14 protein-coding genes are annotated in these 13,038 nt (G+C 70.1%); 5 read left to right on the top strand and 9 right to left on the bottom strand.

The annotated features are described in order from the left end of the window. Positions 1–70: 70 nt before the first annotated feature. Both ACZ7OI_RS19280 and thyX read right to left on the bottom strand, forming a co-directional pair. A complete protein-coding gene (locus tag ACZ7OI_RS19280) occupies positions 71–469 on the bottom strand; it encodes an ACT domain-containing protein (protein ID WP_344284707.1) in 399 nt (132 codons plus the stop codon). 10 nt (positions 470–479) lie between these two features. Beyond that, entirely contained in the window at positions 480–1,220 is a 741-nt protein-coding gene (gene thyX / locus ACZ7OI_RS19285) for an FAD-dependent thymidylate synthase (protein WP_470265558.1), read from the bottom strand. A 101-nt stretch (positions 1,221–1,321) separates the two neighbouring features. Between thyX and ACZ7OI_RS19290 the strand changes: the two genes are divergently transcribed. Continuing rightward, complete coding sequence (locus ACZ7OI_RS19290) at positions 1,322–1,846, top strand: toxin-antitoxin system HicB family antitoxin (RefSeq protein WP_470265559.1); 525 nt, start codon at positions 1,322–1,324, stop codon at positions 1,844–1,846. Positions 1,847–2,310: 464 nt separating this feature from the next. Further along, complete coding sequence (locus ACZ7OI_RS19295) at positions 2,311–3,186, top strand: DUF4097 family beta strand repeat-containing protein (protein ID WP_470265560.1); 876 nt, start codon at positions 2,311–2,313, stop codon at positions 3,184–3,186. A gap of 621 nt (positions 3,187–3,807) precedes the next feature. Here ACZ7OI_RS19295 and ACZ7OI_RS19300 read toward each other — a convergent pair. Continuing rightward, positions 3,808–5,022, bottom strand: coding sequence for a winged helix-turn-helix domain-containing protein (locus tag ACZ7OI_RS19300; protein ID WP_470265561.1), 1,215 nt, complete (start codon positions 5,020–5,022; stop codon positions 3,808–3,810). A gap of 50 nt (positions 5,023–5,072) precedes the next feature. Here ACZ7OI_RS19300 and ACZ7OI_RS19305 point away from each other — a divergent pair, with 50 nt between their 5' ends. Further along, entirely contained in the window at positions 5,073–5,627 is a 555-nt protein-coding gene (locus ACZ7OI_RS19305) for a GNAT family N-acetyltransferase (protein ID WP_370935891.1), read from the top strand. Here ACZ7OI_RS19305 and ACZ7OI_RS19310 read toward each other — a convergent pair. Next, a complete protein-coding gene (locus ACZ7OI_RS19310) occupies positions 5,617–6,093 on the bottom strand; it encodes a GtrA family protein (protein WP_470265562.1) in 477 nt (158 codons plus the stop codon). The two genes, ACZ7OI_RS19305 and ACZ7OI_RS19310, sit on opposite strands and share 11 nt — an antisense overlap. A gap of 152 nt (positions 6,094–6,245) precedes the next feature. Between ACZ7OI_RS19310 and ACZ7OI_RS19315 the strand changes: the two genes are divergently transcribed. After that, positions 6,246–6,761, top strand: coding sequence for a hypothetical protein (locus ACZ7OI_RS19315; RefSeq protein ID WP_470265563.1), 516 nt, complete (start codon positions 6,246–6,248; stop codon positions 6,759–6,761). Positions 6,762–6,781: 20 nt separating this feature from the next. Further along, complete coding sequence (locus ACZ7OI_RS19320) at positions 6,782–7,495, top strand: SAVMC3_10250 family protein (protein WP_470265564.1); 714 nt, start codon at positions 6,782–6,784, stop codon at positions 7,493–7,495. A 3-nt stretch (positions 7,496–7,498) separates the two neighbouring features. Here ACZ7OI_RS19320 and ACZ7OI_RS19325 read toward each other — a convergent pair whose 3' ends face one another. The 5 genes from ACZ7OI_RS19325 to rpsO all read right to left on the bottom strand — a co-directional run bounded on the left by ACZ7OI_RS19325 (position 7,499) and on the right by rpsO (position 12,897). After that, entirely contained in the window at positions 7,499–7,948 is a 450-nt protein-coding gene (locus ACZ7OI_RS19325) for a tetratricopeptide repeat protein (protein WP_470265565.1), read from the bottom strand. Then, on the bottom strand, positions 7,945–8,694 hold the full coding sequence (gene dapB / locus ACZ7OI_RS19330) for a 4-hydroxy-tetrahydrodipicolinate reductase (RefSeq protein ID WP_470265566.1): 750 nt from the start codon (positions 8,692–8,694) through the stop codon (positions 7,945–7,947). Before dapB ends, ACZ7OI_RS19325 begins: the two co-directional genes overlap by 4 nt. Then, complete coding sequence (locus tag ACZ7OI_RS19335) at positions 8,691–10,055, bottom strand: M16 family metallopeptidase (protein ID WP_470265567.1); 1,365 nt, start codon at positions 10,053–10,055, stop codon at positions 8,691–8,693. Before ACZ7OI_RS19335 ends, dapB begins: the two co-directional genes overlap by 4 nt. 82 nt (positions 10,056–10,137) lie before the next feature. Then, positions 10,138–12,387: a polyribonucleotide nucleotidyltransferase gene (locus tag ACZ7OI_RS19340; protein ID WP_470265568.1), complete on the bottom strand. Its 2,250-nt coding sequence runs from the start codon at positions 12,385–12,387 to the stop codon at positions 10,138–10,140. A 240-nt stretch (positions 12,388–12,627) separates the two neighbouring features. Further along, the gene (rpsO, locus tag ACZ7OI_RS19345; RefSeq protein ID WP_037812514.1) at positions 12,628–12,897 is read right to left on the bottom strand and encodes a 30S ribosomal protein S15; all 270 of its coding nucleotides are present in this window, start codon (positions 12,895–12,897) and stop codon (positions 12,628–12,630) included. Between the last annotated feature and the right edge of the window lie 141 nt (positions 12,898–13,038).

Raw genomic sequence — 13,038 nt, forward strand, 5'->3', positions numbered from 1 at the left:
CCCAACTCGAAGTTTAGGCATGCCGAACTTTGCCGGGCAAGGGTGTGCTGCGCCACGCTCCTGAGCTTTTTCAGGCGGGCAGGAGGACTTCGTGGCCCGCTTCGCGGAAGGCGGCCACTGCCCGGTCGAGATCGTCCGAGCGCACCAGGATGTGGTCGGTGTCGAAAGTGGACAGCGAGAACAGCGCGACGCCCGCCGCCGCCAGCTCCGACGCGAGCGCGGAAATGATGCCGGTGAGCGTGAATTCCAACGGCCCGCGCACGGTGAACAGCCGCCAGCCGTCCTCGACCGTGCCGCCCTCGGGTTCGCGGCCGGTCGGGCAGATCACCGACAGCTCGTCGGGCGTGCGGGTCACCGACACGAGCGCGGGCTCGCCGGGTTCCAGCAATTCGGCGGGCACGGAGGCGTCGGCGGGGAGCCGCACGACCGAGTAGGAGCCGGGGCGGAGGTCGATCGTCAGGTGTTTCATCAGTGCGTTGTCAGCCTTCCAGCACTTTCGGGCTCGAGGCGATCTCGGTGCCGTCGGGCAGGGTCGAAATCGTGAAGTCGGCGAACACGTTGGCCGCCGCCTTGTGCAACTGCCGCAGGCATTCGATGGCCAGCGAACGGATCTCGACGTCCGCGTGCTCGGTCGCGCGCATCGCGACGAAATGCCGCCAGGCGCGGTAATTCCCGGTGACGACGATGCGGGTTTCGGTGGCGTTCGGCAACACGGAGCGGGCCGCCTGGCGCGCCTGCTTGCGGCGCAGGGTGGCGCTCGGGGTGTCCGCGAACTTCTCCTCGAGCCCGGCGAGCAGCTCGTCGTACGCGGCGGCGCTGGCTTGGGTGGCCTTGACGAATTTCTCGTGCAGCACCGGGTCTTCGGCGATCACGTCGGGCTCGACGAACTCGGCGTCGCTCTCGGGGACGTAGCGCCGCGACAGCTGGGAGTAGGAGAAATGCCGGTGCCGGATCAGCTCGTGGGTGAGCGAGCGGGAGATCCCGGACAGGTAGAAGGTGACCGACCCGTGCTCCAGCACGGCCAGGTGGCCGACGTCGATGACGTGCTCGAGGTAGCCGGCATTGGTCGCGGTCGCCGGGTTCGGCTTCTCCCAGGATTGGTAGCAGGCGCGCCCGGCGAACTCGGCGAGCGCTTCGCCGCCGTCCGCGTCGGTGGACCACGGCACGTCCTCGGGCGGGAAGAACTCGGTTTTCGCGATCAGCTGCACCTTGGGCGGCACCGGTCTCGCTCCCCTCGTGTCGGCTCCGTCAGCCTACCCGGCAGCACGGGTGACATCACCGCGCCTTGACATGACGTCACCGGTGACGTCATAGTGATGTCATGGACTTGACGCCGTATATCGCGAACCTTCGCGAAGACCTCGCGAACACGGCCTCCGCCGGGGACGAGCAGACCCGCCGGGCGGCCGCACTGCTGTCGTCTGCTCTGGAGCCGGCCGTCCGGCTCGCGCTGATGAACGCGCTGGCCGACCTGGCGGCCGAGGTGACCGCCGCCCTGCCCGGCCAGGTCGTGGACGTCCGGCTGGACGGCCGGGACGTGCGCGTGGTCGTGACCGGCGGCGAGGAGCGTTCTTCTTCCGCGCCTCCCACTCCGCCGCCCCCCGCGCCTCCCATCGACGGCGGGGACATCTCGCGGATCACCCTGCGGCTGGTCGAGCAGATCAAGGGCCAGGCCGAACAGGCGGCGGCCGCGCAGGGAGTTTCGCTGAACACGTTCGTGGCGCAGGCCGTGCAGGGGGCGCTCGGCCAGGCGCAGCAGCACCAGCAACGGCACCAGCGCTGGCAGAACAGCGGCGGGGGCGGGGGCCGCACGGAGACCAAGCTGCACGGCTGGGTCGAAAGCTAGAAGGGGGCACCACCATGGGCGAGAACCGGGAAGACCAGGGGAAGAACACCGAAGGCCGGGTTGGGGAACCTGGATTCGGGAGCGCGGGCCAGGCTGCTGCGGCGGGCGAGGCTGGGTCTGCGGGCGGCGCTGCTGCGGCGGCGAGCGGGACTGGGGCGGCACCGAGCGGAGCCGGGGCGGGCGAAACCTCGGCGGGGGCAGAGGGAACCGCTGCGAGCGGAGCTGAGTCCGCGGCAAGCGGGACCGGGGCTGCGGCGGACGGAACGTCCGCGGATGCGGGGGCCGGGCACAGCGGAGCTCCCTCGGGGACTCCGGCCTCGGCGAACGATGCGGGCAGCGGGTCCGAGTCTGTTTCCGAGGCTGCTGGAACCGCTTCGCGCGAGGCCGGGGCTGCATCTGCCAGCTCTGAGTCCGCTTCGGACAGTTCAGCGGACGGGACCGATTCCGCGGAGCCCGGTCCGTACGTGCGGCTGCAGGACTTCGAGGCGGACGGTCCGGTCGAGCTGGACCTGGGCGTCACGATCGGGCGGGTCGAGGTCGTGCTCGGGCGCGAGTCCGGGGTGACCGTGCGGCTTCAGCACGACGCGGGCGAGCAGCCGTCGTGGGTGAACGGGGTCAGCAGCCTGCTGTCGTGGGTCGGCGAGAAGTTCGGGGACCAGCTCGGCGGCATGCCGGAGTTTTCGGTCGCCGACGCGGTGCGGCAGGCGCGGATCGAAAAGACCGGCAACCGGGTCGTCGTTCGGGCCGCGAAGGCGTGGCAGCTGCGGAACGTGCCGGTGTCGGTGACGGTCCACGCACCTGCCGGGTCGCATCTCGAAGTGCGCGCGGGATCGGCGGACGTCAAGGTCACCGGTGCCGCGGGCCGCGCGGACATCCTCACCGGGTCCGGCGAGGTGTCACTGGAACGCGCGGACGGCGCGGCCACCATCCGGACCGGCACGGGAGCCGTGAAGCTCGGCCCGACCTTGGCCGGACTGCAGCTGCGGAGCGGAAGCGGTTCGGTCGAGGCAGCGTCGATCGCCGGACCGGCGACGCTCGGCACCGGCACCGGAAACGTCTGGCTGGGTGCGGTCGAAGGTGACGTGATGGCCCGCACCGGCAGCGGCGACCTCTCGGTGGCCGACGCGGCTTCCGGATCGCTCGAACTGATCACCGGCTCGGGAGAGGTGCGGATCGGCATCCGGGGCGGGGTCCGGGCGGAAGTGGAACTGGCGTCGGCGGCCGGGCGGGTCTCGAGCGAGCTGGACGTCTCGGACACGCCGCCGGAGGGCGCGGTCGCGCTGAAAGTCCGCGCCCGCACCGGAACCGGCAACGCGGTGGTGACCCGCGCGGCCGGCTGACGGCGGGAACATCCCGTCCGCTCAGGCCGACACACCCGATACCTCACACCCCGGGTGCGCCGAGCGGACGGATGCAAGGGGGAGGCGGCGGGCCGCACCGGAGAAATTCCGGGTGGCCCGCCGCTTCGTGCTGTCGGGGGGGGGGGAAGGCCTTGTCCGCCAAGGCATTCGACCGGAAGCGCGGGCTCGAGCGCGGACGGTTGTTGTGAGTGCGGGTATTTTCCCGGCACGCCAAGGCCTTTCCGACGCCGCGGAGCCGAACGCGGGATTCGGCGGCCGGTTCGAGCTGAGGGAGCCGGAATTCCCTTGTGAGCACTAGGCCCGCAGGTGCAGTGCCTGCCGATCGCCGTCCAGCCGGGCCAAGCTGAGCGCGGTGGTCCCGGAGATGGCTCCGAGTCCTCCCGCCCCGCCGAACGCGCTTCCGGCCACTGACCGCGAGCCGTCTCCGGCCAACTCGAACACACGCCCCGGCCACTGACCGCGAACCTTTCCGGTCAACCCGAACACACGTCCCGGCGACCGTCCGCGAACCTTCCCCGCCTCACCGAACGCTTCCCAGTCCGGACCGCACCGAGCCGCCAGCGCGTCTCCCCCACAGGCCCTCAGCTCACCCGTCTCCCCTCACTTCACCGCGCGCCGCAACGCCCGGGCCAGATCGCCCCGCTCCCCCACCACGACGCCGTCCAGCCCCTGCCATTCCGCCATCGTCCGCAGTTCCCCGGCCAATTCCGCCGCCACCCGGGCCTGGTCGACTCCGGGCTCGGCGAACGCCCCCTGCACCCGCAGGACCCCAGCCGCCCGGTCGGACTTCAGGTCCACCCTCGCCGACAACGCACCGTCCAAGAGGAACGGGAACACGTAATACCCGTGCACCCGTTTGGGTTCCGGCACGTAAATCTCGATGCGGTACCGGAAACCGAACAACCGCTCCGTCCGCGCGCGCTCCCAGATCAGCGGGTCGAACGGGCACAGCAAAGCCCGCCCGGACACGGCCCTCGGCGTGCGCGCATCGACATGCCGGTAGGCGACCGCGCGCCAATCGTCCACCTGGACTGGCTCCAGGACGCCTTCCTCGACCAGCTCCTCGACGGCTTGCCGCGAAACAGCCGGGCCAAGGCGGTAGTAGTCGCGCAGGTCGGTTTCCGTTGCCACGCCCAGAGCCCGCGCCGAACGGTCGATCAGGCCGCGGGCGCCTTCTTCCGCGGAAACCTTGCGGGACAAGATCTCCGGCGGCACCACTCGCTCGGTCAGGTCGTACAGCCGCTCGAACGACCGCCGGGTGCCGGTGCTCAGCTGGCCGACGCCGAACAGGTACTCGCACGCCTTCTTCACCACCGAGCGTTCCCACCACGCACCCGGCCCGCGCCGGACCGCGTCGGTTTCCAGCGCTTTTTCGATCGCTCCGGCTCCGATCGGTCCCTGTTCCTTGACGACCGCCAGCACGTCGTCGAGCAGGCCGGGCACGGTGTCGACCACTCGCGTGTAGTTGCGCCACCAGCCGTCCCGTTTCGCGCCGGACTTCAGCAGCGGCCAGTCTTCGATCGGCAGCAGGCTCGCCTCGTGCGCCCACGATTCGACCAGCAGCCGCGGCCTCCGCGCGCGGTGGCTCCACGCGGCGTCGTCCACCAGCGCCGGGTCGTATCCGCCCAGGCGCGAGAACAGCGGCATGTAGTGCGCGCGCACGGCCACATTGACCGAGTCCAGCTGCAGCAACTGGACCCGCGACAGCACCTTGGCGAGGTGCCGCCGGGTCGGGGCGGAGGCGGGGCGGGGCTCGGCGAACCCCTGCGCGGCCAGAGCGGTGCGGCGGGCGGCGGAAAGGCTGATCGTCTGCATGATTCCGCCATGGTGCCAGCCACCCCCGACAGTTTCGGTACATTGCCCGCGTGAGTGCCGCCGAAGTCCGTCCCGCGAACCCGTCCGACGCCGCGGAGATCGCCCGCATCCAGCGGCTGACCTGGCGGGCGGCCTACGCCGACCTCCTGGGAGCCGAGGCCATCGACGAATTCGAGAAGGCCGACCTCGAGGGCACCTGGGCGGAGACGATCGAGTACCCCGATTCCCGGGTCTACCTGGCCACCGAAGGTTCGTTCACAGTCGGCTACTGCGTCGCGGGCCCGGCCCCGCAGGACGAAGCCGCCGCGGCTGACGGATCGCCGGCCGACGACGCGCCCGGACTGATCGCGTCGCTGGTGGTCGAACCGCGCTGGGGCCGTCGCGGGCACGCTGGCCGCTTGCTCGCGACCGCCGCCGCCGATCTGCGCGCGAACGGCCTGAACCGCGGCATCACCTGGGTCGCCCAGTCCGACCACGCGACGCTCGGGTTCTACCGCCGCGCCGGCTGGTCTCCCGACGGCACCGTCCGCACCCTCGACACCGGCCGCGGAACGCTGCGCGAAGTCCGGCTCACCGGCACGCTGGAACTAGAACTCACACACTGACCGGCTCTTCGCGCTTCGCGAAAACAACCCAGCGCATCACCGAGTACATGAACACGCCCTCGCACGCCCCGGCGATCAGCCGCGACAGGTGGTATTCCATGCCCAGCGCGGTCAATCCCGCACCCAGCCCGAGCAGGAACGCCGCGTAGTTCACCGCGATCGCCACCACGTACAGCACCGCCTGGCGGCCCACCGGCGCGTGCGAACGGAAGTTCAGCGCGCGGTTCAGCACGAAACTCAGCCCGAACGCGACCACGTACGCGGCGCTGATCGACAGCCACACCGGCCACTTGAGCCCGCCGTGGAACAGCGTCAGCAGCAACAGATCGACGCCGAACGTGAAGCCGTTGATCACCGCGAAACCGAGGAAACTCGGCGCGACGATCCGGGACAATCCGAACGGCAGGATGCGGACGACCGCCTCGCACAGCCGGGCGAAACGGTCAGCGATGGGCACCTCAGGCACCCGTCCGAGAGTGGCAGCAGAAGGTGTCCGAGACCGGTCGGCCAGGTGATCTTCTGGGGTTGGCTCCCAGGGAAAGAGTGGGGTTAGCCCCCGTGATCTTTTCGTGATGGCTGCTAGCTTGGAGTGAGCAGGGACACGAAGGGGGTGACACGATGGGCTGGGTGCTCCTGACCCTCGGCGTCGCCTTCGGCTCGGCGATCGTCCCGCTGATCAACGCCGAACTCTTCGTCATCGGCCTCTGCGCGAGCCAGCACAACGTGCACTGGCTGTGGCTGGGCGGCGCGGTCGCGGTCGGGCAGATCGCCGGGAAGCTGCTGTACTACCTGGCCGCGCGCGGCTCGATCCGGCTCCCGAAGTTCCTGCACGACCGGCTGCACCGCGAACGCCCGCTCACGCCGCGACGGGTCCGCTGGCAGCTGCGCACCAAGGCGATCCGCGGCAAGATCGAGGCGCTGCGCGAACGCTGCCAGCGTCACCCGCATTGGATGACCGGCACGTACGGGGTCAGCTCGCTCGTCGGGCTGCCCCCGTTCATGGCGACGAGCGTGCTCGCCGGGATGGTCCGGATGCGGCTGTCGACGTTCCTCGCGGCGGGACTGGCCGGGCGATGGGTGCGGTTCAGTTTGCTGGCGGCATCGCCGGCGATGTTCGCTGGCTGGCTGCAGTAACCGGCTGCCATGCTGGTGTGATGCGCGAACTGGTCTACCTCTCCGAGCGCAAACTCCGGCAGTTCGACCTCCGGCGACGGCGGTGGCCCGGCCGGGGCCGCGTCGAGGGAGAGGTGAAAATCCCCGGCGTGGGCGGCCTGAAGGTCGGTCCCGGGCCGGGAGAACCGCCCGCCCCGGACCTGGACGCGGTCATTTCCGCGCTCGACTCGTCGGACCGGGCCGCCAAGTGGTTCGCCGACGACAGCGTGCGTCCCGGCGACTGGGTGCAGTTCGAGGCGCCGATGAGTTACACCCGCGGGTGGTTCACGGCCTTGTTCGTCGATCTGGACCAGGCGACCGAAAGCTATCCGACCGGCGGCGCGATCCGGCTCATGCTGCACGGGTCGGAAGAGCACCTCGCGGGCGCCCGGCCCGACCGCCGCAACTACGACGCCGCCGCCGGGAGCACTCTGCCGGAGCCGACCGGTTCCGAACTCCTGCGGATGTGGTTGCTGCTCAAGAAGTTCCACGAAGACGAAACCGAACCGAAGCTGTTCTCGGCGGACGGGGACGACGACCTGACCGCGAGGTTCGACCGAGTGATCGACGCGCTCTCCCGCCGGCTGGTCGTGCGGGAGACCGGCGCGTGGATGGGCGGCTACGCCCGGGTCACTTCAGTCCTCGGCCACACCGCGGAGCGCCGGATCGTGACCGCCACGCCGCTGTATGTCGAGTACGTCTCCGAACCCGGCTGACCGCTACTTCCGTTCCGCGGCTTCCAGTTCGATCGCCTTGCGCATCGTCGCCCGAGCCCGCCGCCGGTCGCCCGCGATGTCGTACGCGTACGCCAGCCGGTACCAGGGCCGCCAGTTTTCCTGGTCCGCCTCGACTTCCGCGCGGCGCTCGTCGAACCACGCGTCCGCGGCGTCGCGGTCCACGCGGCCGGACGGGCGGCGCGGCAGGTCCGACACGTCCGGCAGGCCGCCCTCGGCGTCCAGCTGCCGCGACAGCCGCTGGATCTGCATGCCGGACCGCCAGGTCACCACGACGATCCACACGCCCAGCAGCGGAAGCAGGAACACCCCGACGCCCAGCGCGATCCCGGCCGGGGTCCCGGTCTGCAGCAGTGCCACGGCCCGGCTCGCCAGCAGGACCAGGTACACCACGAGCGCCGCCGTCATCAGCAGCGCGAAATTGCGGGCTTTCACAGGTCGAGCACGTTCTCCAGGCCGACCGTCAGGCCGGGGCGCGACACCACCGAACGCACGCCGAGCAGCACGCCCGGCATGAACGACGTGCGGTCCAGCGAATCGTGCCGGATGGTCAGGGTTTCGCCCTCGCCGCCGAACAGGATTTCCTCGTGCGCCACCAAACCCGGCAGGCGGACCGAGTGCACGTGGACGTCCTCGACGGAAGCGCCGCGGGCACCGTCCATTTCGGACGTTGTCGCGTCAGGGCCGGGGGCGACCCCGGCCTCGGCCCGGGCGGCGGCGATCATCCGGGCGGTGTGCGCGGCGGTGCCGGACGGGGCGTCGGCCTTGCGGTTGTGGTGCAGTTCGATGATCTCGGCCGAGGCGTAGAACTTCGCCGCCTGCGCCGCGAAGCGCATCGCCAGCACTGCGCCCAGGGCGAAGTTCGGCGCGATCAGAACGCCCAGCTGAGGCTTGTCCGCCAGCAGTCCGCGCAGTTCGGCCAGCCGCTCCTCGCTGAATCCGGTAGTGCCGACGACCGCGTGCAGGTCGTGCGCGATCAGCCAGCGCAGGTTGTCCATCACCGCGTCCGGGTGCGTGAAGTCCACGACCACCTGGGCGTTCTCCAGCGGGGCGAAATCGTCGCCCGCGTCCAGCGCGGCCACCAGTTCCTGGTCCGCGGCGCCTTCCACGGCTTTCACCACGGTGGCGCCCATGCGGCCGCGTGCGCCCAGCACGCCGACGCGGATCGGGGACTCGGTCATGACGCGATCACCTCGTGCAGATCGTCGGGCAGGTCGTCGGCGTGAGCGTACGGCCCCACCACCGCCGCGGACGACACCCCGCCGGGGCGCCGCAGCAGAGTGCGAGCAAGCGCACACACGTCTTCGGTCGTGACCGCGTCGATCCGCGCGATCGTGTCGTCGACGCCCAGGTACCGGGCGTAGTTCAGCTCGTTCTTGCCGATCCGGGACATCCGCGACGACGTGTCCTCCAGGCCCAGCACGAGCCCGCCGCGCAACTGCCCCTTGGCGCGCGCGACCTCGGCGTCGGACAGCCCGTCCGCGGCGACCGAGTCGAGCACCTCGCGGATCACGCCGGCGACCTGGCCCAGCCGCTCCGGCTGGCAGCCCGCGTACACGGACATGTGGCCGAGATCGGCGTAGCTCGCCACCGACGAATACACCTGGTACGCCAGGCCCCGGCGCTCGCGGATCTCCTGGAACAGCCGGGAACTCATGCCGCCGCCGAGCGCCGCGTTGAGCACCGACAGGGTGAACCGGCGCTCGTCGTGCCGCGGCAGGGCACGGAAGCCGAGCATCACGTGGGCCTGCTCGGTGTCGTCCGGGTGCAGCGCCAGCTTCGGGACCGTCTTCAGCCGCGCGCGGCCGGAGCGCGGTGCGACCGGGGTCGCGGCACCGGTGAGACGTTCTTTCAGCGCGCGCTTGACCAGCCGCAGGACCTGGCCGTGTTCGACGTTTCCGGCAACCGCCAGCACCATCCGCGGCAGGGTGTAGCGGCGGCGGTAGAAGCCGCGCAGCGCGGACGGCGACATTTCGGTGATGGACTTTTCCGTGCCCAGCACCGGACGGCCCAGCGGGTGGTCGCCGATGATCGCGCCTACGAAGGTTTCGTGCAGCAGGTCTTCGGGATCGTCGTCGCGCATCGCGATCTCTTCGAGGACGACGCTGCGTTCCATGTCCATGTCGCGGTCCGTGCACTGCGCTTCGAAGACGACGTCGGTGACGAGGTCGAGCGCCAGCGGCAGGTCGGCGTCGAGGACTTGGGCGTAGTAGCAGGTGTGTTCTTTCGCGGTGAAGGCGTTGAATTCTCCGCCTACCGCGTCGATTTCCTCGGCGATCTGGGTGGCGTCGCGGTTGGCGGTTCCCTTGAACAGCAAGTGTTCCAGGTAATGCGCGGCGCCTGCGACGGCGAGCGGCTCGTCACGGGAACCGACGCCTACCCACAGGCCGACTGTCGCCGAGCGGGAGGCGGGGACGTGCTCGGTGATCACCCGCAAGCCGCCGGGGAGGACGCTCCGCTTGACTACTGCACCGTCCGAAGTGGACTCGAGCGTACGGGTGGTGCCGACGGGCTGCTCGTGCCCGGAAACCTGCCGTGCCAATGCAATCCTTTGCTCACATGCGGTAAAGGCCCCCTCCCCAGCCGGAGAGGGGGCCTTCACGGACCAGCTTGCGGGGCGAACCCTACTTGGCTTCGGCGGTCTCGGCCGGAGCGGCGTCGCCTTCGGCGGGCTTCGCGGCGTCTTCTTCCTTGACCACGATCAGGCTGATCTTGCCGCGGTTGTCGATGTCGGCGATCTCGACGCGGATCTTGTCGCCGACGTTCACCACGTCCTCGACCTTCGCGATCCGCTTGCCGTTGCCCAGCTTCGAGATGTGCACGAGGCCGTCCTTGCCCGGCAGCAGCGAGACGAACGCGCCGAACGCGGCCGTCTTCACCACGGTGCCCAGGAAGCGCTCGCCGACCTTCGGCAGCTGCGGGTTGGCGATGGCGTTGATCTTGCCGATCGCCGCCTCCGCCGACGGGCCGTCGGCCGCGCCCACGTAGATCGTGCCGTCGTCCTCGATCGAGATGTCGGCGCCGGTCTCCTCGGTGATCGAGTTGATCATCTTGCCCTTCGGCCCGATGACCTCGCCGATCTTGTCGACCGGGATCTTCACCGACGTGACGCGCGGGGCGTACGGGCTCATCTCGTCCGGGCCGTCGATCGCCTCGGCGATGACTTCCAGGATGGTGAGGCGAGCGTCCTTCGCCTGCTTCAGCGCGGCCGCGAGCACCTCGGACGGGATGCCGTCGAGCTTCGTGTCCAGCTGCAGCGCGGTGATGATGTCCTTCGTGCCGGCGACCTTGAAGTCCATGTCGCCCAGCGCGTCCTCGGCGCCCAGGATGTCGGTGAGGGCGACATAGCGGGTCTCGCCGTCGACCTCGTCGGACACCAGGCCCATGGCGATGCCCGCCACCGGAGCCTTCAGCGGCACGCCGGCGTTGAACAGGCCCATGGTGGACGCGCAGACCGAGCCCATCGAGGTGGAGCCGTTGGAGCCCAGCGCCTCGGAGACCTGGCGGATCGCGTACGGGAACTCGTCCCGCTTCGGCAGGACCGGGACCAGGGCGCGCTCGGCGAGCATGCCGTGGCCGATCTCGCGCCGCTTCGGCGAACCGACGCGGCCGGTCTCGCCGGTGGAGAACGGCGGGAAGTTGTAGTGGTGCAGGTAGCGCTTCGTCGTCTCCGGGGAGAGCGAGTCGATCTGCTGCTCCATGCGGAGCATGTTCAGCGTGGTGACGCCCAGGATCTGGGTCTCGCCGCGCTCGAACAGCGCCGAACCGTGCGCCCGCGGGATCACGGCGACCTCGGCCGAGAGCTGGCGGATGTCGGTCAGGCCGCGGCCGTCCATCCGGATCTTCTCGGTGAGGACGCGGGTGCGCATGATCTTCTTGGTCAGCGCCTTGAACGCACCGCCGACCTCCTTGTCGCGGCCCTCGAAGGCTTCGCCCTCGCCGAGGCCGAGCTTCTCCAGGACAGTGGCCTTGACCTCGTCGGTTGCCTTGTCGCGCTCCTGCTTGCCGGCGATCTGCAGCGCCTTGGCGAGCTCGTCGGAGGCGATCGCGGAGACGGCCTCGTAGATGTCCGGCTGGTAGGCCGGGTACACCGGGAACTCGCCGGTCGGCTTCGCGGCGTCGGCGGCCAGGCGCTGCTGCGCCTCGCACAGCACGCGGATGAACGGCTTCGCGGCCTCGAGGCCCTGCGCGACGGTGATCTCGTCCGGCGCGGTGCCGCCGTCGGCGATCAGGTCGAGCGTGTGCTCGGTGCCCTCGGCCTCGACCATCATGATCGCGACGTCGTCGCCGACGATGCGGCCCGCGACGACCATGTTGAAGGTGGCCTTCTCGAGCTGCGACCAGGTCGGGAACGCGACCCACTGGCCCTCGATCAGCCCGACGCGCACGCCGCCGACCGGGCCGGAGAACGGCAGGCCGGCGATCTGGGTGGAGGCCGACGCGGCGTTGATCGCCAGCACGTCGTACGGGTCGTCCGGGTTGAGGCTCTGGACGGTGATGACGACCTGGATCTCGTTGCGGAGACCGTCGGCGAAGGACGGGCGCAGCGGGCGGTCGATCAGGCGGCAGGTGAGGATCGCGTCGGTCGACGGGCGGCCCTCGCGGCGGAAGAACGCGCCCGGGATGCGGCCGGCGGCGTACATCCGCTCCTCGACGTCCACGGTCAGCGGGAAGAAGTCGAAGTGCTCCTTCGGGTGCTTCGACGCCGTGGTCGCCGACAGCAGCATGGTCTCTTCGTCCAGGTACGCGACGACGGCGCCGGCGGCCTGCTTGGCGAGCCGGCCGGTCTCGAACCGGACGGTGCGGGTGCCGAACCGGCCGTTGTCCAGAACGGCTTCGGTCTCGAACACGGTGACTCCGGTGGAGTCGGTCATATGGTCAATCTCCTCTTTGGTTCCTTCGTACGGCGAGAGTCTCCCACTGTGGGACCCGGTTCGCCCGAGAACGCTCGAGGAGGTGTGAGGCCGGTCTTCGATCGAAGCCCCCGGGTCCGTTGCCCGGGAACCACTACCGAGGACCGGCGAGATCGTTCCTCCAGCGCGATCGCGCCGTGTGGGGGGGGGTGTGCTTGCGGCGAGGGGGAGCGGCCGAAGCCGCTCCCCCTCGTCAGCACGCTATCGGCGCAGGCCGAGACGCTTGATCAGGTCCCGGTACCGCGCCACGTCCACCTTTTCCGTGTAGTTCAGCAGCCGGCGGCGACGGCCGACCAGCAGCAGGAGACCGCGACGGGAGTGGTGGTCGTGCTTGTGGGTCTTCAGGTGTTCGGTGAGGCCGATGATCCGCTTGGTCAGCAGCGCGACCTGGGCCTCGGGGGATCCGGTGTCCGAGTCGTGCAGCCCGTACTCGGCGAGGATCGTCTTCTTCTCATCGGTGGACAGCGCCACTGGTGGTGCTCCTTGTGCATCTAGTGCCGTGAGGCCCGCACCGCGCCACGCGGCCGGGTGAGACGGTCACGGCCGCCACGGACTGCAGCCGGACCCGGTTGCTGAGGTTACCAGCCGGTTGAACTGCGGCTTCAGGCGCGT

The organism is Amycolatopsis sp. NPDC114503 (assembly GCF_055633655.1).